The sequence below is a fragment of the Litorilituus lipolyticus genome, assembly GCF_006439335.1.
In the GTDB taxonomy this organism is placed as follows: Bacteria; Pseudomonadota; Gammaproteobacteria; order Enterobacterales; family Alteromonadaceae; genus Colwellia; species Colwellia lipolytica.
In genome coordinates this window covers 57,390-76,443 of the sequence record NZ_SAWY01000036.1, presented here as the reverse complement: position 1 = coordinate 76,443, position 19,054 = coordinate 57,390, and the positions used below count along the sequence as shown (strand labels likewise).

The window sequence follows — 19,054 nt, the reverse complement described above, 5'->3', positions numbered from 1 at the left end:
AACTATTGCGTCTCTATATCAGCGATAGGTTTTGATGTTAAACCCTGCCACCCCTGTGTAATAACATTTAACGCAGGATCATTAACGTTAGCCGCTAAAAAGATAAAATCATTGGTTAGTTTATCTATATAATAAGATTGCTGAACTTTCTGGTTTTCTTTGATTACTGTTATCAGTGCCTTCCCTTGCTTGTTTACCTTGTTCAATGCCGATATTGGCAAAGCATAAGCTAATTTTTCACTATTATTGGTAATAGTTACTTCAACCAGTTTACCAACGACAATATTATCCTCCCTTTTTGATAAAGGTAGTAACACTTCAACATGAAACATATTGCTTTGTAAGTCTGCCATTGCTGGTAGTTTGCTAAAATACCCCGTCACAACTCCTTGAGTGCCTAAATCAACTTTCACTTGCTGCTTTAACTGAACCATCGATATTTCTGCTGCTGTTAATGCTAGCTTTACAATTAAATTATTCGAGGTGGCAGCCACAGTTAAGGCAATATTTTGTGGCGATTGCAATTCGTCTAGTTCGCTATTTCTACTAAGCACAATTCCATCAAAAGGAGCAATTAGCTGCGCTTTTTCTAAGTTATAATACGCAACTTTATAATCTGCACGCGAGGTTTCAACTAAGGTTTTGGCAATATCTAATTCTTTTTCTGAACTCAACTTCTTTGCTAACAGTGACTTAACTCTAGCGACTTCGCGCTTTGCTTGTAATAGCCTTGCATAGGTTGAGTTTTTCTGTTCATTTAATTCTGTTGTATCTAACGTCGCTAAAATGCTGCCTTGGTTGAAATATTCACCTTCATCAGTATTTATTGCTGTTAAATAACCAGAACTTTTAAAAGAAAGATTAAGTATGCGCTTATACGTTATTATACCGGTTTTAATGACCGTAGTTTCCAACGGTTGAGCTTGAATAAGCTCAACCTGATAATCAGGTTCAACTGCACGGGTACTTAAAGAAATAAAAAAGAGAACAACACTAAAAAAACCGAAAAAGAATCCCTTAAATCGACAATAACCATCTTTCATTTTTTAATGATTTAATAACTTAATTAACAATGTATTAATAACTTTAGGCAGTTTTTTGCATAAAGTACACTTTTTCCTGAGTATAATCAGAGTTATTCATTTATTTACTGATAAAGTCACTGAGACTCTAGACAAGGTAGGTTATTCGCTATAGTATTTGCGCGATTTTGTTAACACTAAATGAGTTAATAAAACCTTCATAAAATCAGATATCCACCCTTAGCTCAGCTGGATAGAGCGCGCCCCTCCGGAAGGAGTGGTCAAAAAATGGAAGTAAAAAAACTCTTTTCATATAAGAGTTAAAAAATATAAAATTAGTTAGTGATTACTACCAAGTAACCACAAAAGATTAACCACCCGTAGCTCAGCTGGATAGAGCGTACGCCTCCGGAGCGTGAGGTCACAGGTTCGACTCCTGTCGGGTGGGCCACCTTTCAAATCAAACCTTGAGACAATTTGGGGACATTCAAATTTAATTACTCAAGGATATTAAAATGTCTCAAACAATTAATGCCAACTTCCTTACTTATTTATCTCTATTTGTGAAGTTTTCATGCAATTCTAGCAAACCCACACAAATTATAGATGTGGATAATATCCTCTGTCATCAACTTACAGAGGGAATATAAATGGCTACTTTTACAAAAAGAGAAAACGGCAAATGGCAGGCTAAAATTAGACGTAAAGGTCAAAAATCAATTTCAAAAACTTTTCTACTAAAATCTTCAGCTCAACAATGGGCAAGAGAAATAGAACTTAATATTGATAAAGGTTCATTTGAGTCAACTGAATCTGCCGAAAATGCAATTTTTCCAGATCTATTACACAAATACTGGGAAGAGGTTGTTCAATACCAAAAGTCCGCTAACGTCACCATTTATATTTTAAATAAATGGATCATTTTGTTTAATGGAAAACGAATGATTGATATGACAACAAGTCGCTTTAAAGAATATAAAGAGCAGCGACTTAAAAAAGTAAAAGGCGATACCATCAGAAAAGAATTACTTTTATTAAAACGCTTCTTTGATTATTCAATGAATGAGTGGCAAATTCACTTACCGAAAGGGAACCCACTTAATCCCATCAGCCTCCCTAAAAAATCTAAATCAAGAGAAAGGCGATTAGAAGAAGGTGAATACAATATTTTGATGGACGAAGCCAAAAAATATGGAGGTCTCATTGCCGACATCATTGATTTTGCGATAGAGACAGGTATGCGCTGTGGTGAAATTGTTAAATTAAGTAGAAAAGAACTTATTGTAAAAAAACGAATTATTAAGATACCTGACACTAAAAATGGAGACGATAGAGTTGTACCTCTATCTTCAAAAGCATTATCCATTTTGATGCGTCAGTCAAAGGATAATGATAATTTTTTTAATATGCGAGTTGACTCCGTAAGCCAAGCTTTCAGGCGAGTAAGGAAACGCGCAGGCCTTATCAATATACGTATGCATGACATGCGGCACGAAGCCACCTCTCGGCTGTTTGAGAAAGATCTACAACTCATGGAAGTCTCTGCCATTACGGGTCATAAAGACCTCGCAATGTTGAAAAAATACACTCATCTTCGAGCTGAAGATTTAGCATTAAAATTAGGGTAACATTATGGAAAACCATACATATGAAATACAAAAACAATTTGCTAGCGCACATGAGGTTGGGCATATAGTCGCAGCACTATCATTAGATTTAAAGATTACCCACGTTACATTAGCACTCGATAATGATGATAATCCGCATATCAAACTTAAAGGCAATATTAGTAAGTCAGGTTTAAATGATAGAGAGGTCGTGGCTTTTTACTTAGCAAGTGAGAAAGCTGTTGAAATATGGTGGATGAAATATGCAAACCAAAACACATCATATGACGTTTATCAAAATATTAAGTGTAACCACTCAGAAAGTGACCGAAATGAAGCCGATAAATTTTTATCACATAAGTGTTATCCAATACCCATGAACAACAGGATATTAGCCGATGCTATACACCTTATTGACAATATATTCATTCATAAAGATTACCTTTTCAAGCCACTTGTAAATCAGTTAGCAGAAAAAGGCTATTTAACAGGAGAACAGATTGAAGAGTTAGATCAAGAGCTTATCATTAAAACTCCAAAACTAGATACGTTTGTTTAATTAAATTGAATAATTATTAACTTAATCTTTCAGGCTTAATTAAAAAGAGCTTAATCAAACTGGTCAGTCGACTAATTTACTTCAATCAATAATACCCTGTAACAAATCCTGTTACAGGGTCATCAATAAACTTCTTATGGGATTACAAGTTATAATAGTCTTTTTTTCTTCAACTCAAATAAGATATTCGTTAATTCTTGATTGTCTTTATATTCCAAAACAATAGGAAACAAGTGAGCTTCTCGTTGCTCAATATCCAATCCTGTACGAGTTAGTTTCAGTAAATGCTGAATATTACAAAGCTTACATTCAACAACTTTTTTACCATCAGTCATACCATAATCTTCTTCTACCGATATAGCCTGCTCAGGTGTTAATTTAGGATGTGGTTTAAAAACAAGCTCAACTGTAGAATTCCATTTATCGTCATTTTCTAGCGCACCATAATTGTAATATTCAATTTCAGCTACCTGATACTGGTTTATTCTGCTTAGAACAAAATCTCTGTATCTATCCTCTCCAACAACAAAAGCTCTAACGTGCCAGCGAAAGCCATTGTGAACCAAAGCTAATGGTTGAATGCTATATGTCGTTTCTTTTTTTCTTAAACCAGAATAGTTAATGCTTAACACCAACTTTCTCGTTATAGCTCTGTTGAGCTGTCCCCATATTTCGATATTAGGTGAGGTTAAAAAGGGCTGAGAAATATATTCAATTTGATGAAAGGGACTCTCTTCACCTTTACTTGCAATGAGGTCTTCTACGTATTTTTGATAAGCAAGAAGTTCGTGAGACTCGGTAGGTAATAATTTAGGTTCAAATACATCGGTAGGTAAAAATCGTTTCAACTTATCACAATATCTAATATTCCCTATACATTCCTCTTCATAGGCTTTTATATCTTTTGTCTGTTGCGCTCTTTTTATACCGAAGAATAAATCAAGATAGTTCTTTCTGAATTGGCCTAATAATAGTAAGCACAACTCTAAAAATTTTAGTCGTTCTTTAATTGTATCTTTCATTTTATCAACTTTGATAGTCACTTATATCCACATTGTAATGACTTTTTAAAGTATATGAAATAAAAAGGTGCTACTTAGTAGCATTATTTTATTGACATAAATAGATTTAATGATTAAAGTAAAAAGGTGCTAGAAAGTAGCACCTTGTAAAAGACGCGCTGATTTATACACAACTTGCGGGCGCATAACTTAAACAGCTAAAAAGTGAGAAAATTATGGAACAAGTATTACTAGAATATTTTTGCAGTGATGATGAATGGACTGAGGAGCAAAGAGAAGAATTACCTGAAGTTATTCTTAGTGGTGACTTTGAATATCCTGAACAGCATTATCTAATGCCTGTATCTGAGAGCGAACTTGATATTGAGCAACTAATAAAGGTAATAAAAGATTGGGAGCAAGCCGTAAACTGCACTGTTGATTGGGCTTTACAAGGGCAAAGTAGCCGAGCAGCTATCCACCTAATTAAGGTATTAACACCATTAAATAAAATGGTTGAGCTAAACCCAGTTAAACATAATGCTACCGCGTTAATTCATGAGCCAAATTTAAAACTACCACGTGACGCACGTAATGATTTTGTCCGTAAACCTACCGTTCTTCATCTTGCGCTGCTTACTATCGCACTTAACCACCACATAGATGATGAAACGTTAGCGCCATTATTTGAAGAAAAGCTGCTTTCTGTTATGCAGTTAGGTTTATCTGGTGGTGGACGTTCACCTGAAGATTTATTGTTGTGGGCAATTCAAATACTTTCGGTAGCAGGTACTTTCACTCTAATTAAAGAGCGTTTTGCTAAAGAAAAATATCTCAATTGGATATATAAACTAACCGAGCACTGTAAAAGTATTAAAGCTCGTAATACTGATGCGCTGCATCCAATGAGTGTTGGCTACGTTAATACTAATGGTAAAAACTTAGCCTCATTTGGTATTGATAATTTAACCAAGAACATGGAGCCAATGGCTCGCCTTAAATTTCATCATGAAAGGTTAACGGGATATGAGAAATCTGTTCAGAGAGAGCTTTTATTACAGTTAATTAGTGAAGAGTACAAATCAAAAATTTTTGATTTGGCGAAGAACTTTGTTAGTGAAAATAAGGAGCAATTACTTGAATCAGCAGAGGAGCATCGCCCTAAGTATCAAGTATTTTCAACTAAACGTAATAAAGTCTATTTGAAGCCGATTCTTGCTAGCAAAATTACTGATTTTGAAAGCCTACTGCCTTCGTTGTTTGAGAAAATTCCAGCAGGTCGTTTTTATAGCATTAAGCAACATATTGAAGAAGCAAAAGCCTTCTTAAAGCATCAGGATTTTATTGGTATGGGTTGTGGCTTTTTCGATTGGCAAAACCTATTTGAAAATGCTCCTAAGCATACAAAAATTTATATTCGCCATGTTGCCATGGAGCAAAACTGTGATTTAGGGATCTATTTGCAATTAGTGGTGAGTTAACTGTAAATGAAGTTAGTTACTACTCTGAAATATCGAGAAAGTAACCATCATCAGCATAAAAGAATAGTTCGCCATCGGTTAGTTGATAATCATCATTAACGTGATTCACATCTTGCCAAAAAGTAGATGTTTGAATTAGCTGTTCTTTTAAATCAAGCAGTTCAGGAGTAGATAAAATATTAGCTACTTCTTCTTTGCTCAATAAAGGAATAAATAGTTGTCCATGATTCTGCTTGTTTGCTAAGTCACTATCGAGCCAGTGTTGTCCTAAATATTTAGTGATAAGGCGAGGAAGCTTTTTAACATCAGGGTGAAGTTTTGCGTCTTGGTAGTTAGTTATTTGCACAACATTTGTTTTGCCTGCAAACCTAACGCTGCAAAGTAAGTCGTTAGAAGTAGCATATTTTAAAGCTAGCTCTTTAAAAGGTGAGGCACAAACTGTTAAACGGCGAGTTGGCATATTGTCTGGGCGTAACCACTCCCAAATATTATCAACCACGTAAGGAACATTGCTTGGTGCACGTTTTGTTGTTTTATGCCGTTTTAGCTCTGCGGAGTACGATGTTTTTGAAAGGCTGCGATAAATTTTGCTTGTCATGGAGGTTTTTGCATTTACGGTTGATTATTTAATAATGCGTTATTTAATAGTCGGTTAGCAAGGTATTTCTGCGATTTTTATGATTGAAAGGGGAAGTGTTATGAGAGATGTTTTAGATTTGAATTCACTAAAACTTATTGAAATTAATATTGATGGCAAGCTTGTATTATCAGCGTTTATTGAGCCTGAGCAACAGTCAAAAATTAGTGAAGCAATAATTAAACTGAAAGATGTGTTACTTGATAGTGAAGTTAATGATCTTAGTCATTACTAACTAGTAAAAGGTAAGGTGAAATTATGGCTTTAATACTTCCTATTTTATTGGTTATAGGCTTCGGTATCGTTTGTGGCGGTGTATTATCCTTATTCCATAAAGATGATGGAAAAAGCAATTGGATCGTATTACCCAAGTCGTATTTATTTGTCGCTTTGTTAGTACTGCTTATTGCGATTTGACTGGCGGTAGGGGATTTCATTTGAAGGAGGTTAAAAGTGCAAGAAGATTCAGGTTTAACACTTTTTATTGGAGTTGCGAATAGCTGTAACGACAAGGTATTAGTTGATGTTCAAGAGTGCTGTCAGAAATTAACCACATTAAATACTAACGGTGGAAGTATGCTTTTAGCAAAAGAAAATACCGCAAATTTTCAGTTTGCAGATTATATAGTAACAGCAGAGTGTAACGATATTTTCATTACCAATAATAACAACGATTTTAAAGTTCGATTGAGTAATGAAAATCAACTAAGTGAATTACTTTACGCACTCACTTCATCATGGTTTTTGGCAAACCTTGTTGGCCATGATTATGCCGATTATGTTTCTTGTTTAAAAGTTAGTAAAAGCTTGCAGCTAGATATTTTTGATATTGATAGTGCTGAGGATTTGAGCGCATTCTTTTCGACCAAGAAAAGTAAACCGCCAATCGCTATAACGTGCAATATTGAAGCCCCTAAAAATAGCCAAACAATAGAATGGTTTAAAAAAATTGGTGCTGTGATTGAGCCTTTTGTTACCAGTGAAATATTTGCTGTTGTAAGCATGTCGTCAAGGCCAAACAATCAAACTAATAGCAAAATTTATTTAACTACCTTTAAATCATAAGGGGTGAAAATGAGTGAGCAGATCGACAGTCTTAATTGTCTTAAAAGAATGGCGGGAAGTTGCATCATCAACAAAGATGATGAGTATGAATATCATCTGCAAGAGTGTATCAATGCAATGAGTAAGAATTTACATAATGATTACCCTTATATGAATTGGTTTGCCGCAGTCGGAGTTTATGAGGTTGAAAATGGATTACCACTGCTTAGTAATCAAATGTATGATGAAATGGTAGATTCTTATGAATGAATTTAAGCAATGGTTTGAGCAAAAACTTCACTCACTTGGCGTGACTAAACTCAAATTAGTTGAGCAAGTAGGTTATGCAAACACCTCAAAAGGGCTAAGAAGGTTAAATCAGTTTTTAGAACAGCCTCACAAAACTCACAATGAGTTTATTAAAGCTATCTGTTTAAAGTTAAATTTAGATATGGCTGAATTATGTGAAAAAATAGCAGAAAGAAGAAAGTATATTGAACCAAATCCTGAGCCATTTATTCAGTTAATTTATCCTCCTCTAGATACTATTAGACCTTTATTTCACCGAGGTTGGTTAAGAGCGTTGCTTCGAGAAACAGTACCTAAAATTATTCAAAGGCTTCCTCTAGATGAGAAGAATAAACAGCTAGAGAATTTGTATAATAAAAAGTTGGCATCATTAGATGATGATTTATCTCGTCAAATTACAGGCTTTACCTATTTTTGTAAAAAAGAATAACGTCCACACGGTCGGTGGCGTGGTGTGGATACACGTTTGATGACACCACCGACACTTTCAGCATTATATGAATTGATAGCTGATTACACATATCTACAGTAGTATAAGACAGAAATTATTTAATGGGTTTAATAGATATTTATCAGTGATTAAAGTTGGAATTATACAAGGCAGTTAATTGCATGAAGAACATAAATAAAGTTATTGAGAATGAGTTTGTTTGGCTCCCTTTAGAAAAACGTAAAAGTAAGTTTGGAGGACCAATGACTCCCCGAAAGGCAGAGTTAAGGAAACCCTTATTATGGCTAACACGTAAGAACGAATCACTCTATTTAGTGAATGGCTCTGATGAACCCTTTGATTCAATTATTATCTCTAGTGGGGGATTCACCTCAAATGATGGCGATGGAGTAACTTCCTATAAAGGTCAGGGGGACGAGTATGAAAATTTACATCCCAATACTGGCATAAAAGTCGATCAATTTGATTCACTTCAGGGCTGCGATTTGATTGTACAAATGCACCTAAGAGTTAAATCACTACGGCTTGGTTGCATTGACATCAGAACAATTTTAGGAAGAAAAAAAATAAAGGAAACTGTCCTAGTTTGGGATACAGGGGAAGGTGGAAAAGATGTTTTTGTAAAGAGTTTGCATCAAGCGCAATGTGCTGATTGATACACAAATTGAAAGGCAACCTAGAAATCATTATTAAGTTAAGTTTTGTAAAATTTATACCCTCTTATTTCTAAATTTGGTATTAAAATATTGTTAAGCTGAGGGATTGTGACAAAAGCCGAATGTCAGGTAATCACCCCATACTTAATTTTGGTAACTGCAATTTCAATGTTGCTTTTTGTTCTATGTTATCTATTAATTTAGTTGCTAATTTTTTCTGTCGATCTTGTGATGAGATTTCACTTACGATATCTAATGAGCTTTGTGATTTGGTTTTTCTAAACTCTTCAATTTCAGCATTGTTAAAAAACCACTGACTATTTTGTTTATGCCTAGATCCTGCAACATAAGTTAGTGACTTATGCATAGATGAATCCCATAAAATAAAAGAGTCTCCGGCAACTGTTGCTCCTTGGGCGCTATAAATTGTTGAAGCATAGCCATGACTTAATTGTAAATTACCGGTTTCGTCTTGATATTGTTCTTCAGAGAAGTAAACAATTTGGTTTGAATCCATTAAAACTTCAAACCTTAGAATTCCCATAATTTCTTTTAAACTTTTAATTATTCCTGTGGTGCCATTAATTACGCCAAGCTTGTAATCATTGCGACTAAACCTAACCGTATCGCCAACTGAAAATTCAAGTTCACATTTGTGATTTGAAACGATACATGAACGCGTGTATTCATCATTCTCTATGGCATTTTTAGATTTTAAGTGCTGTCTTATCAAGGTAGATATTTCATCAACCTTTGACCATCTAGACGCTAATACAATGTATTGTTTATTTTTTGGATTTTCTATGTACTCAACTAAGCAGCTCATTAATTTTTCTTGTGACTCTTGCGCTGAGTTTGAAAAATTTAGTAACTTTTCACGCCCTAATTTAGTAAACGCACTTTTAGCATTGCCATCTCTAAAGTTTGCAACTATTTCTCTACCTAAAGGGGTAGTTTGACGTTGAATTTTCTCTATTCTATAGCAGCCTAATTTTTCAGAAATGTAAGATAAAGAACCTCCCAAATTGATAGAATCTAATTGCTTATCTTCGCCTGTTAAAATTAATTTAATGTTATTTTGATACGCAAACTTTGTAATATCCAGAAGGGCTGTAGTAGATACTTGACCCGCTTCATCAATAATTAGTACGTCAATATTTTTAATACTTTGATCATTATTGAGAATTAAATGCTGAATTTTTGCGATAGTAACGGAGTGTATACCTGTTTCATTCATTAAATTATTTGCTGCTTTTTTTACAACCGTCGCCCCTAATATTTTTTTACCTTTCTTTTTATAAAGAATGTTAATACTTCTCATTACGGTTGATTTACCAGCGCCTGCTGAGCCTTGAACAATACTGAAATCAGCGCTTAAACAAGCATGCTCTAACGCTTTAGTTTGTTCATATGATGCTATGAAGCCCGTTTCATGTTTGAAGAGATCAATAGCGTCAGAAAGCTCTTGAGCAGATGCCGCATGCTCTTGTTTATTAGCCAAGTCAGTCAATATATCTAATAATTCTTTTTCTAAAGTCAAAATTTGCTGTGTGGTGAAATAATCTGAATATTGCCCATTTGAGATCAAAACTAATTCTTCACTTTCAAATTCAGTATTAATAGTACGTTTTAAATCAATAATATTTTTACCACTGAGCATTTCATCAATTAATATTTCATATTCTAATTGTTGGCGAGTAAAGCTTGATTTTGATGCTGTAATTCGTTTAATAGCACTTTCAGGAATATCTGATTTTTCTTTAATTTCTTCTTTTCTATCTTTTATACTGTTAATTTTATTTTTCCATGTGATAAAAAGATCACTTAATTTAATAGCTTGCTTTTTCTTACGGGTGGTAAGCTTTATTAAGTCACCACCTTTTGACGCGCTTGATTTTATATTGTTGTCTTTTAATACTTTGTTAATTTGATTTGCTCTGGTTGAAAACTCAGCTTCTAGATATTTAGGGATTTTAGAGCACCGGAATGATTCTTCGTCTTTTTCTAATTCGTACCCTAAAGCCATTAATTCTTTAGCGAACTGACAGCGGAATATAATCCCTAAAATTTTTTGGTTCATATATATTTTTCTGCTATCGAGTGCCATTAGCTTTCCAGATTTTGATTTTGCACAATTCGGAATTATTGTATGCACATGAAGCTGGGGATCTAACTCTCGCGAAGTGTAATGAACTATTAATGCAGATAATATTGCCTGTGCATCTTCCTTACAAATACCATTTTTTCCTCTTTTAATCCCTGCTAAATATTTTTCTAGGTAGTCAATGGTGTACTTAACCGCTTGAAGTAAAGCTGCTGATATTTCATTTCTGTCTTTTTCATTTGCTGTAGCCCAAAGTAAGCTAATACTTTTAGGAGCAGAAAAGGTTAAGTCCCAGCCAACTCGCTTAATATTTTGATTTGAGTTAAATAACTCTTTACCACATGAAGGGTGTTTTGAATTCAGTAAATTATCAAAGTGAGTAGTATTGACATTTTCTGGTAATTTAAAGTGTTTTTTCAACTTACCATGCCAGATCCCCAAAGACTCTTCAGAAATATAATAATCATCCTGATCAATATTTTTATAATATTCAATGTTGTTAATAGCTGATAGGGTTAGCATTATTTTCCCCCTTCAACTAAACGTCCACTCTTAATATTTAAATTAGATGATTCTGTACCGCATACGGAATGTTCTGAATTTAATAGATTATTAAGATCAGTTACGTTGACGTTTTGAAGCAACTTACATTGCTCTTTTTGATCACCATGCCATATGCCGAGTGATTCTTCAGAAATATAATAATCATCCTGAACAGTATTTTTATAATATTCAGTGTTGTTAATAGCTATCAGAGTTAACATTACTTCCCCCTTTCAGCTATGCGACCACGCTTAATATTTTTCTTTTTAACATCCGAGTCAATATAGGAAGAAGCATGGGCAATTTTATTCGATTTATCGAATGGGAAAATATATTCAAATACGTTTTTATTACCAGATAACTTTGCAAACCCTTTAACACCCTTTTTTGTATTTTTGATATTTACTATTTTATTTCGGGGGACTAAATTTTCAGTAAATCGGTGCCACGAAAAATTAATGGTTCCGTCACTTTGTGTGCTTTGAGTGGGTCTTTCAAAAATAACCTGCCCTAAACTTTCTGATGCTACTTCGGCAGTTTTACCTATTGCGCCACATTGAAAAACCACATGATTTTTAAATAGGTTCAGAATCGTTTCAGTTGTATTTTCACCATAAACTTCTTTTAATTGCGATACGCTTTGAGTACCAGCAATAGTTCGTGTTCCTTTAGATCTTCCTACAGATAACCATGTAGCTAAATAGGAATTCTGAGGGATATTCCCCAGCTCATCTAATATCATCCAATATTGTTGTTTTTGATCATCAGGCTTCGACAATATTAAATTGGTTATATATTGAAGCATTGCCCCCGTTAATTTAGTCATCATTTCAGTGTGGAGAGGATGAGACTGAATAATTAATGAGTTAAACTTTAAATCAGAACTATTTAACCAAGACTTTAAAGATAATTGCTTTGAGTCTTCATTGATCATGTTAGCAAGATCGTGAATCCAACCAATATTTGAAGAAAGGTTTGATATATAACTGCTAATAGTTTCGTTTGAGCCAGTTAAAAATTTATTTGCCGCAGGATGATAGTTTTCAAATTCTTCAATCCATACCTCAATTGGTTTATTAAGCCAATGACTTATAGACTTCCATGATAATTCTTTTTTTTCATAACTAGTGACCAATAGCGCTACAAATATTTCACGTGCGCCTTGTCCCCATGTAGGTTGCTTTTCATCAACATGGATCAACTGTTCTGCTAATTGTCTAAAATGCGCTATATGCGTTAGATCAAGTTCAATTGCCCAATAAAAAGAACGCCGATCCCAAGGGGCAATTAAGTAAGTGCTTTTTCTTTTGAAAAAATATTCGGTATATTCTTTCTTTTCATCAAAAATAATAAGCTTTTTGTTGGGTAGATTTAGTAGCTGTTTAACTAAGTATTTTATTAATGTCGATTTACCACTGCCATGCACACCAAATGTAAATATATTTCCCTCTTCTTGATGTTCATTCAAAGGTAAACAGGGGTGTAACTTTAGCTCATTTGGATCTGCTTTGTTAAAAAGTCCTAGAGATTTAATTGTTGTTTTAAGATTTAACAATTTCACCTCCCATAACTTTTATATCAACAATTTTTGCCGATTTTCGCCACACTAAAAACCAAGATATTAAAGCGCTAAAAATTAAAGATAAGCTAACAGTTGTAACAGCAAATAACTTTAACTTTTCTTTTAATTTAAGATCTTCCAACGTGAAAACATATTCGGTAAACATTACTGAAGAAAAGTTAAAAATAAAGGCTTTTAGCGAAGATAAAAGAAAGTTGATATGAGAACCTAACAAGCCATAATCATCACTCCAAAACAGCTTAATTAATACTATTTCAATTAAAATGAAGAAAAACACGAATGTTAGTGAAATGAGTAGCCAGTTTCTTCTTGCTTGTGAGGGGGGGATATAATTATTCATTTTACAGTCACCCCATCTAGCTCTAAATTTATTGCTCTTGCAGCATCCTTCCTGTCTTCATTTGTTAGGTTGATAGTTGCATTTAACATAATAAACACGTTCTTGGTTATGTTATTCTGAAGCTGTTGAAGCACTATTTTTTGTTGCTCTGTTGCTGTATATGTTTTGCAGGCCAGTCTTACCATTTCAGCAGTAGTAAGATTATTTAACTCGGCATAATATTTAAGATCTTCAGCATCTTTTCTGGGAAATCTTGTTGTAATTACTTGTGTTGTCATTATGTATTCCTTGTATTCAGTAGGTAAAATAAGGCTTATAGCCATTAGTATTTTTAAATTTGTATTCGGTAGTGTATTCACACGAAGCTTTTAGTCTCATATGTTTACTGTTTCTTTTTAATTAAATGAATACCACGAGGATTCTGGGGTCTGTATAACAAATCATTGGCAGCGCTAGATTGGCGCTTGTCTTCAGCTAACTGCTTAGTTAACTCCCGTTGTGCATCTTCCTGTTCTTTCAACCAACAAGCTACAGTTTCAAGTTGCCAGAATCTTCTGGCTCCTATTTTGGTGCTAAAAGGAATGTTAATACCTTGATTCCCTCGGTAGATTTGATTTGAAATATTTTCAGGGGATGTTCGCAGCATTACTGCTAATTCATTCCTATCTATTAATTTCGTGTTTTTCATATGAACCTCATTCGTTATTTGAGGTTATTATTGATTAAATTTGATTTGCTTTGATTTGCAAAAAACTCAGAAAAAGCTCACAACTTATTGGAATGTTAAGTTTTATCAAAAAAGTCACAAATGAAGGCGTTCACATTTTGGGTTAATATAGTACTACTAAATAAAGGAGATTAAGTTGTGGCTAAGAAAACATCATTTTTGAAGATAAAGACATACAGTTGGTACAAATACATGACCCGTGGTGCTGATAAACAGGCTATTGAAAAGGCTGAAATAGCACTACAAGAGCAGTTAGATAAAAAGTGTTCATCAACTAGAGAAGAACAAAATACATTATTGAGTGATATTAAAGAAGCCAAAAAAAACCTCAAAATTAAAAGACGTGATGGTGCTTCTATTGAAGAATTCGGCGTATATCTTCGTAAGAAAGAAAAAGAAGTTCGAGGTGATAAAGCTATATTGATAAAAACAAAAAAAATAATAGATATAGATGAAGAGGAAGATGATGAAGAAAATATCATAATTACCTACAAAGGATATTTTGAGAACAAAACATGGGGGAACTATAGTAGTGCGCGTCAAGACCCTTCAAGAGCAAAGTCTGAAAATGTTCCTATTTTGAAAGAAATGGTTGAGCTGTTTCCTGAGAGCTTGTCTAAATTTGAAGATGGGCCATCACTAATATTCAGAGTGCTTGAAACCGTGAATTTTAGAGGTGCTATACAAGCTTATTTTGAATGTATTTCTTACGTCATTAATGAAAGTGTTAAGGAAGGTAAAATTGATACTAAAATGGCTGAAAGATTATATCGAGATTTAGACGAGTACAATAACCCAGAGGCACAGATGATGAGATCAGCATCTACTCGCTTTCGCCAATTTCAACATATTTTTAATTGCATAAGAACAGAAGATAAACTTGAAGAAAATCCTTTCTTTGGGTCAGAAATTTTCTCATGCTTGAATATTGCCCATTCATATATTGAATCTAAATATTTGGGTAACTATCACGATTTGGCTTGTTGTTGCTTCGTACATAATGATTTAGACGTCATAGAAAAGCATTATGGCATACCAAAGAAATGTTGGTTTGATCTTAAAATATCAGATCCCTTTAAAGTACTAGAAGAATTTGCACATGCGAAGACATACTTTGATAACAATTCTTCATTACAAATATTAGTCGATTAATATTTAGGAACTCCGAGTTGATCTAAAAATTAATGAATTGTCTTACTCGAATGCCGTATCAGTCGAAATGTTAAAAGAATAATGCCAGTAGTGAATCTTTTAGGTTTTGTTGCTTATTGGGGTTACAATATAACGCGCCAATCTTCGAGTCGAGACAGTCATATTCAGTATTACTTTTACCCGGAAATAAAACCACTGATCCAACTGATTTTTTAATCGCATGCGCATAGGTATGCATTTTATCAATATCTTCTTTTTTTACTTTACCCTTATTATGCTTATACTTAGCATCTAAATTAAGGTATGTTTCATCACCATCAATAGTTGTTAAAACAATCGTATAGTCAGGATCATAGTTTTGTGAATAGCTACCTTTACCACCGCTAAAAATCATTTTGAAATAGAGTGTAAAAGTAAAGCCTGAATGATTACCAATCGCTATAGGGAGGGATTTATCAATAACCCAACCAGATTTATCTCTTGTAATCAAATTTTTAATAGATTCAGATGAAACACCAAAATCCCTTAATAAACGAATAAAGCAATAATACTCATAAAGATTCTCTAAAGAGTTTATATCCAAATAGACCAAATTATCACTACTAATCGGCTCAAAGGATTTGCGCATATTTAGATATAAATTAAGTAAGTACTTAAGATGAAAGTTATTGTGTAATTTTAATGATGTAAAATCCAAATGGCCTGAAAATTTAACCTCTTTTAATACACTCTTTCGCAGAAACACATTTACCTTTAATTTGATTTTTTTGAGTTCGGCATACTTGGAATTCAACACATTAAGGTTTTGAGTTAATAACAAGACCTTCTGGGTATCTACAGGTTCTTTAGTTTGTAAATTATCAATTTTTTTATTTAATTCTAAAGCTTCAGATTTGAACCTAGATATACGCCTCTCTAATAAATTAAAACAAAATAATAAGAAGAATTTAATAAAGCGCATTTCTAAAACATCACTCGTCTGTGCTCTAACAACACTAGTAAATGTTGCTGGTGTTGCACGTCCATTATGGGTCACAAAGGAGTTAGCAGATTTCAAATACTGGAAGTCAATATCGGTTAAAACATCACCTTTTCGTAAATTTTTTACTATATTCTTATTGAAAAACCCAAATCGGGGAGCTTCAAATAATATCCGAAGTGAAGTATGAGCTTTTCCATTGTTCCAAGACTTTTGCAAAAGAGAAATAGCAACATCCTCTAAAAAAGTACCATGGGATAGAGCCAAGGTTTCAGATAAACCATTTGAAGATATTAACAATTGCTTTTCAATTGCGGCTATTTCTGATTTTATTTTATTAAAGAAGTCATCACCAAGTTTAGAGGTAACTCTAATATCAATATTTTTTAATCGAAATACCGCGACCTTATTTGTACTCGTCAGAGTCGCAAGATTAGGGGAAAGCCACTCTCCAATAGTGATGAATTCTTCTGGTTTTAATGAAGCAAATTCATCAATAATCTTATATTTTTTATTTTCCTCTATTACAAATTCATTGTTGATAAAGTGGATATCTTGATCGCTTTTAATATCAACTACTCTAAACGTCATAATCACACATTCGCAAAATTAACAAAGCCATTTTGAGTGTAATACTTATACATTCTTTGTAGCTTATCTAATGTTTTTGAGTAGTTATATTGGGTCATATCTGCGGTTAAAATATGATCAGGGTTATTTAAAGCCCCCTCTGTTAGAGCTGCTACAGTATGCAAGATACTTAGTTCAACTCTCTCATCTGCGCCCATTAATTTAGGTATTAATTTTTGACAAAACTGAAGATCTAGCGCTTCTTCAGCTAAGCTTTCATCGCCGCATTCTGCGATATAGTTATTAATATAATGAGTGATTTCAAATATTGACCTATGCCCCATATTTGTTCTGTACTGATTTAACCCATCATTAATTGAATATATCAACTCAATAAGTTCAGGTTTGTTTTGATTAAGTGCTTTTGCACTGTTTATAGTTGGTAATGTTTTTATTTTTGAAAAAATATGATTTAAATTATCAACTTTCAGGGTTCCATCTTGAACAACCTGAGTGTTTAAAATATCTATTGATACATTATTCATCTCTATGGTATTTGCTCTATCTAACACCTTGCTACTAAGTGCGTGTGTTGATTCATCCATGTTAATTGTGCCAATAATATAAAGGTTCAAAGGAATAGGCATCGACTTCACCTCATTGGCATTTTTATATATCTCAAGAGGATGCTGTTCTATTTTTTTAGACTGCTTAAGTAATGATTGAACAATACCTGTTGTTAAATCACTTAAATCATAATTTCTAGTTGTGGCGAGTTGTGCTTGATTAGGGCCTAGATATTGAAAGAATTTGCCTGCCAGCCTTTTTGGGGTAGTCCCACCTGTTACTTTTTGATTAAATTCAGACTTGAAAAGAGTTAGAAATCCCTGATCTTTGGTATGAGGGTATTTTGAATGATCTTTTACCCATTGTTGCATAATAGGGTGGTCCCTTAAAATAGTTCGGTCAAAAGGTTCTGTAAGTATTAAATGACCATTATCTACTAGATCAAAAAAAGCAGTAATTGCTGCTTGGCTGGCCGTCTTTGGCGAAGTATCGCTAACTTCACTTTCCCAATTTTCTAAATCATGATCTACAGCACCAACTAACCTTCTGGATTCCAAACAAGCCAAGAAATCCGAAAAATAATGCTCAACGACGGATAAATTCATTTCATCCAATATTAAAAAATATGGGTTATCTTCGTCAGCCTCGGCCTTTACCATAAAGTTATAAAAGTCTGATGGTACAAATTGATCATTTAGATAATCATAAAATCCCATCAAGTCCGATGGTGACGTCCAATTTGGTCTGACAGGAACAAAACATAAATGTTCATTCAAATCCAAAGCATTTTTATCACAAATAAAATCCGCATATAGTTCTGCTATTTTCGACTTCCCTGTACCTGATGGTCCATAAAGAATAGTAAAAGGCTTTGTTTGTAAACAACAATGAAAGTTATATAAAGTATCGTCTTCAAAATAGAAGTTTTTATCTAAACAGTGTTCTTGAATATTCATCTAAATAATTTCGTATATGCGTTAATTAGTTGCAATTATTATCAAATATATATGTATATTTATCTAGTATTATTTAGGCTTCTAAGTGTACAATAAAGTGAGCGGCATTTAATAAGAAGAGACGTATGAATAATAATAAAACTTTGATAAAAACGAGTGAAGTAGCCGGAATTTTAAGCAAGTCAGAGGCAACCATCAAAAGATGGGAGCTTGAAGGTAAAATCACTTCATTTAGAAATGAAAGAAATCATCGTTTATATTGTAAAGACGAAGTTTTGGGCTTAAAAACGACACTAGAGAATAAACATATCCCATCTGAGCATACATTACCTATATCTAGAGCAATAAAGCCCAAAGCCCATCCCGCACATTATTTAATGCATAAATATTGGGGAAGAAAACCACATAATGTAGTGTCAGAATATTTGGCAACTCATACAAAAAAAGGCGATAAAATATTAGACCCTTTTATGGGAAGTGGTGTAACAATAATTGAAGCCGCCAAACTTGAAAGACAAGTAATTGGCGTAGACCTTAACCCTATGAGTAAGTTTATTGTAGATAATACAATTAACAAAGTTAACATAGCAGAGTTTCAAGTTAGCTTTGAAAAAATCTACGATAAGCTATATGAACAATATAGATCATATTACAACTCTGCATGCCCCAACTGTAACTCAACAGTTGAATTTTCTTCTTTAGTTTGGGAAGAAAAAATTATCAGCACCATTAGACTTAATTGCTCAAATTGTAAGAAAGTAATTAAA

Annotated in this window: 21 protein-coding genes, 1 tRNA gene and 1 pseudogene; 12 read left to right on the top strand and 11 right to left on the bottom strand. The window is 33.6% G+C overall.

Going from position 1 to position 19,054, the window contains the following annotated elements; translation table 11 throughout:
- Nucleotides 1–2 precede the first annotated feature (2 nt).
- Complete coding sequence (locus EPA86_RS13850) at nt 3–1,043, bottom strand: efflux RND transporter periplasmic adaptor subunit (RefSeq protein WP_140604602.1); 1,041 nt, start codon at nt 1,041–1,043, stop codon at nt 3–5.
- Nucleotides 1,044–1,396: 353 nt separating this feature from the next.
- Between EPA86_RS13850 and EPA86_RS13845 the strand changes: the two genes are divergently transcribed.
- The 3 genes from EPA86_RS13845 to EPA86_RS13835 all read left to right on the top strand — a co-directional run bounded on the left by EPA86_RS13845 (nt 1,397) and on the right by EPA86_RS13835 (nt 3,188).
- A tRNA-Arg gene (locus EPA86_RS13845) sits at nt 1,397–1,473 on the top strand.
- 199 nt (nt 1,474–1,672) lie between these two features.
- Entirely contained in the window at nt 1,673–2,650 is a 978-nt protein-coding gene (locus tag EPA86_RS13840; protein WP_140604600.1) for a site-specific integrase, read from the top strand.
- A gap of 4 nt (nt 2,651–2,654) precedes the next feature.
- A complete protein-coding gene (locus EPA86_RS13835; RefSeq protein WP_140604598.1) occupies nt 2,655–3,188 on the top strand; it encodes a hypothetical protein in 534 nt (177 codons plus the stop codon).
- Nucleotides 3,189–3,337: 149 nt separating this feature from the next.
- On the opposite strand, the gene EPA86_RS13830 is transcribed toward EPA86_RS13835, so the two are convergent.
- A complete protein-coding gene (locus tag EPA86_RS13830) occupies nt 3,338–4,210 on the bottom strand; it encodes a WYL domain-containing protein (protein ID WP_140604596.1) in 873 nt (290 codons plus the stop codon).
- A 215-nt stretch (nt 4,211–4,425) separates the two neighbouring features.
- Between EPA86_RS13830 and EPA86_RS13825 the strand changes: the two genes are divergently transcribed.
- Nucleotides 4,426–5,670: a hypothetical protein gene (locus EPA86_RS13825; RefSeq protein WP_140604594.1), complete on the top strand. Its 1,245-nt coding sequence runs from the start codon at nt 4,426–4,428 to the stop codon at nt 5,668–5,670.
- Between the two features lie 19 nt (nt 5,671–5,689).
- Here the strand turns inward: EPA86_RS13825 and EPA86_RS13820 are convergent, their stop codons facing one another.
- Nucleotides 5,690–6,268, bottom strand: a complete 579-nt coding sequence (locus EPA86_RS13820) for a hypothetical protein (RefSeq protein ID WP_140604592.1) — start codon at nt 6,266–6,268, stop codon at nt 5,690–5,692.
- Between the two features lie 100 nt (nt 6,269–6,368).
- On the opposite strand from EPA86_RS13820, the gene EPA86_RS18240 reads away from it, so the two are divergent.
- The 6 genes from EPA86_RS18240 (at nt 6,369) to EPA86_RS13800 (ending at nt 8,767) form a co-directional block, all read left to right on the top strand.
- A complete protein-coding gene (locus EPA86_RS18240; RefSeq protein WP_170309662.1) occupies nt 6,369–6,542 on the top strand; it encodes a hypothetical protein in 174 nt (57 codons plus the stop codon).
- A 23-nt stretch (nt 6,543–6,565) separates the two neighbouring features.
- The gene (locus EPA86_RS18235) at nt 6,566–6,724 is read left to right on the top strand and encodes a hypothetical protein (RefSeq protein ID WP_170309661.1); all 159 of its coding nucleotides are present in this window, start codon (nt 6,566–6,568) and stop codon (nt 6,722–6,724) included.
- 36 nt (nt 6,725–6,760) lie between these two features.
- Nucleotides 6,761–7,372, top strand: coding sequence for a hypothetical protein (locus EPA86_RS13815; protein ID WP_140604590.1), 612 nt, complete (start codon nt 6,761–6,763; stop codon nt 7,370–7,372).
- A 9-nt stretch (nt 7,373–7,381) separates the two neighbouring features.
- Nucleotides 7,382–7,621 carry a hypothetical protein gene (locus EPA86_RS13810; RefSeq protein ID WP_140604588.1) on the top strand — a complete coding sequence of 80 codons (240 nt, stop codon included), beginning with the start codon at nt 7,382–7,384 and terminating at the stop codon, nt 7,619–7,621.
- Nucleotides 7,614–8,090, top strand: a complete 477-nt coding sequence (locus EPA86_RS13805; protein ID WP_140604586.1) for a hypothetical protein — start codon at nt 7,614–7,616, stop codon at nt 8,088–8,090. The genes EPA86_RS13810 and EPA86_RS13805 overlap by 8 nt, the downstream gene beginning before the upstream one ends.
- A gap of 182 nt (nt 8,091–8,272) precedes the next feature.
- Nucleotides 8,273–8,767, top strand: a complete 495-nt coding sequence (locus EPA86_RS13800; protein WP_140604584.1) for a hypothetical protein — start codon at nt 8,273–8,275, stop codon at nt 8,765–8,767.
- Between the two features lie 133 nt (nt 8,768–8,900).
- On the opposite strand, the gene mobF is transcribed toward EPA86_RS13800, so the two are convergent.
- The 6 genes from mobF to EPA86_RS13770 all read right to left on the bottom strand — a co-directional run bounded on the left by mobF (nt 8,901) and on the right by EPA86_RS13770 (nt 14,024).
- A complete protein-coding gene (gene mobF, locus EPA86_RS13795) occupies nt 8,901–11,393 on the bottom strand; it encodes a MobF family relaxase (RefSeq protein ID WP_140604581.1) in 2,493 nt (830 codons plus the stop codon).
- Nucleotides 11,393–11,635, bottom strand: a complete 243-nt coding sequence (locus tag EPA86_RS13790) for a hypothetical protein (protein ID WP_140604579.1) — start codon at nt 11,633–11,635, stop codon at nt 11,393–11,395. The genes mobF and EPA86_RS13790 overlap by 1 nt, the downstream gene beginning before the upstream one ends.
- The gene (locus tag EPA86_RS13785; protein WP_170309660.1) at nt 11,635–12,969 is read right to left on the bottom strand and encodes a type IV secretion system DNA-binding domain-containing protein; all 1,335 of its coding nucleotides are present in this window, start codon (nt 12,967–12,969) and stop codon (nt 11,635–11,637) included. Before EPA86_RS13785 ends, EPA86_RS13790 begins: the two co-directional genes overlap by 1 nt.
- Nucleotides 12,956–13,336, bottom strand: a complete 381-nt coding sequence (locus EPA86_RS13780) for a hypothetical protein (RefSeq protein ID WP_140604575.1) — start codon at nt 13,334–13,336, stop codon at nt 12,956–12,958. Before EPA86_RS13780 ends, EPA86_RS13785 begins: the two co-directional genes overlap by 14 nt.
- Complete coding sequence (locus EPA86_RS13775; protein ID WP_140604573.1) at nt 13,333–13,614, bottom strand: hypothetical protein; 282 nt, start codon at nt 13,612–13,614, stop codon at nt 13,333–13,335. The genes EPA86_RS13780 and EPA86_RS13775 overlap by 4 nt, the downstream gene beginning before the upstream one ends.
- A 104-nt stretch (nt 13,615–13,718) precedes the next feature.
- Nucleotides 13,719–14,024 (bottom strand): hypothetical protein, encoded by a 306-nt coding sequence (locus EPA86_RS13770; protein ID WP_140604571.1) that lies wholly within the window; start codon nt 14,022–14,024, stop codon nt 13,719–13,721.
- A gap of 177 nt (nt 14,025–14,201) precedes the next feature.
- Between EPA86_RS13770 and EPA86_RS13765 the strand changes: the two genes are divergently transcribed.
- Nucleotides 14,202–15,215 (top strand): hypothetical protein, encoded by a 1,014-nt coding sequence (locus EPA86_RS13765; RefSeq protein WP_140604568.1) that lies wholly within the window; start codon nt 14,202–14,204, stop codon nt 15,213–15,215.
- A 70-nt stretch (nt 15,216–15,285) separates the two neighbouring features.
- On the opposite strand, the gene EPA86_RS13760 is transcribed toward EPA86_RS13765, so the two are convergent.
- Together EPA86_RS13760 and EPA86_RS13755 are read right to left on the bottom strand one after the other, a co-directional pair.
- Nucleotides 15,286–16,785 carry a nuclease domain-containing protein gene (locus EPA86_RS13760; protein WP_140604566.1) on the bottom strand — a complete coding sequence of 500 codons (1,500 nt, stop codon included), beginning with the start codon at nt 16,783–16,785 and terminating at the stop codon, nt 15,286–15,288.
- A 2-nt stretch (nt 16,786–16,787) separates the two neighbouring features.
- Nucleotides 16,788–18,287, bottom strand: a complete 1,500-nt coding sequence (locus tag EPA86_RS13755) for an McrB family protein (protein WP_140604564.1) — start codon at nt 18,285–18,287, stop codon at nt 16,788–16,790.
- Between the two features lie 119 nt (nt 18,288–18,406).
- Here EPA86_RS13755 and EPA86_RS18475 point away from each other — a divergent pair.
- Nucleotides 18,407–19,051 (top strand): annotated as a pseudogene (locus tag EPA86_RS18475) (DNA methyltransferase); the annotation flags it as partial.
- Between the last annotated feature and the right edge of the window lie 3 nt (nt 19,052–19,054).